General features: G+C 66.5%; 3 protein-coding genes. All 3 read left to right on the top strand.

What is annotated here, in order from left to right:
• The first annotated feature begins 16 nt into the window (after nt 1-16).
• Complete coding sequence (rplS, locus tag LQV45_RS28415) at nt 17-376, top strand: 50S ribosomal protein L19 (RefSeq protein WP_018773447.1); 360 nt, start codon at nt 17-19, stop codon at nt 374-376.
• A 131-nt stretch (nt 377-507) separates the two neighbouring features.
• Nucleotides 508-1,188, top strand: coding sequence for a signal peptidase I (gene lepB / locus LQV45_RS28420; RefSeq protein ID WP_079554792.1), 681 nt, complete (start codon nt 508-510; stop codon nt 1,186-1,188).
• Nucleotides 1,189-2,000 (top strand): signal peptidase I (gene lepB, locus LQV45_RS35935; protein WP_374208319.1); only part of this gene is annotated, 812 nt, incomplete at its 3' end. It abuts the gene before it with no gap.

The following is a 2,000-nucleotide window of genomic DNA, read 5'->3' on the forward strand; positions in this document are numbered from 1 at the left end:
CACCAGGAGTGGATCAATGCATATCCTCGATTCCGTAGATGCAGCCTCGCTGCGCACCGATGTTCCCGAGTTCCGCGCGGGTGACACCATCAAGGTTCACGTGAACATCATCGAAGGCAAGAACTCCCGCGTCCAGGTCTTCCAGGGCTTCGTCCTTGGCCGCCAGGGCGATGGCGTCCGCGAAACCTTCACCGTCCGCAAGGTCTCCTTCGGTGTCGGCGTAGAGCGTACCTTCCCGGTGCACTCCCCGATCATCGACAAGGTCGAGCTCGTCTCCAAGGGTGACGTGCGCCGCGCCAAGCTTTATTACATGCGCAACCTGCGTGGTAAGGCCGCGAAGATCAAGGAAAAGCGCGACTTCCAGACCGCCAAGTAAGCCTTTTTCGTCTTCCACGACAGGCTTCCACCGCGGATCCACGGACCGTATCCGGTGCGTCAGCTAGTGCGGCGCCGGAGCTATCCGCAACAGCGCACATTAGTTCACGACAGCGCCAGGGGATACGGAACATGGAACAGCCAAAACGCCAGCCCAGGAAACCGGGCTGGCGTTTTGCGTTGCTCGCCCTGGTGCTCGCCGTGGCCATCAGCGCCGTGGTCCGCTCCCTGTGGGTGGACATCTTCTTCATCCCGTCCGCCTCCATGGAGCCGCTCCTGCACACGGGGGACCGGATCGTGGTGGCGCGGACCGGCTTCCAAGCTGAGCCCTTGGGCCGGGGCGACGTCGTCGTCTTTGACGGCCGCGGCTCCTTTGCCCCGCTCAACAGCGGCAACGGCCCCGTGGTGGATGCCCTCGCCGAAGCCGGACGCTGGCTTGGCCTTGCGGGCAGCGACACCACGTATGTCAAGCGCGTCATCGGACTGCCCGGCGACCGTGTGGTCTGCTGCGACGCCGGCGGCCGGCTCACAGTCAACGGCCAGCAAGTTGCGGAACCGTATGTGTATCCGGGGGACACCCCGAGCGATGTGAAGTTCGCCGTCCAGGTGCCTGCCGGGCGGCTCTGGCTCATGGGGGACCACCGCTCGATGTCCGCCGACTCCCGGAGCCTCCTGGGCGCCCCTGGCGGGGGCATGGTGCCGCTGGAACGCGTCATTGGCAGGCCGGTACAGATCATCTGGCCGCTTGATAGATTTGCAGCAGTAGCGCGGCCCGAACCGGCTGCGACAACGACGACGACGAACGGACAGTAGATGCCCGAGACCGAACCGCGCACTCCTGATCCGCAGGGCCAGGACCGACCCCGGGTTACCGCCTCGGCGATTCCCGCGGATGAGCCGGCGGATCCACCGGCTGGTGCGCCGGCTCCTGCTCCGGCGTCGGCTCCTGCGTCGCAGGACGACAGCGCCGGTGCGCAGCGCGCTCATCGTATCCAGGCTGCCCGTATCGAGACTGCCCCTACCGCGGCTGGGCCTACCGCGGCTGGGCCTACCGCGGCTGGGCCGACCACGCCTGGGCCGACCGGGAGGGAGCGGGCCGACGGCCCCGCCCACGCCGATCCGACCTCCCGCCGGGCCAGGAAGGCCAAGGCCCGTGAAGGGCACAGCCCGCTCTTCCTGTGGCTCAAGGAGGTTGCCACGGTGGTCGTCGTGGCGATCGTGCTGTCCTTCCTGATCAAGACCTTCCTGTTCCGGGCCTTTTACATCCCGTCCGAATCCATGGTCAACACCCTCGATGTGAACGACCGCATCTTCGTGAACCTGCTCGTGCCCGAGCCCATGGCGCTCCAGCGCGGGGACGTGGTGGTGTTCCGGGACAGCCAGGGCTGGCTCGCCCCCGCGGCCCCGAAGGCCAAGGGCCCCTTCACCTGGGTGCAGGACGGGCTGACGTTCGTCGGTTTGCTGCCGGACAACTCGGAACAGCACCTGGTCAAGCGCGTCATCGGGCTCCCGGGTGACCACGTGGTCTGCTGCGACGCCGGCGGACAGCTCACCGTCAATGGCGCGCCGCTGGACGAGAAATACATCAATGCCGCAGAGATTCCCCAGGTCCGCGACTTTGACGT

Source organism: Microbacterium sp. Bi128, assembly GCF_918698205.1.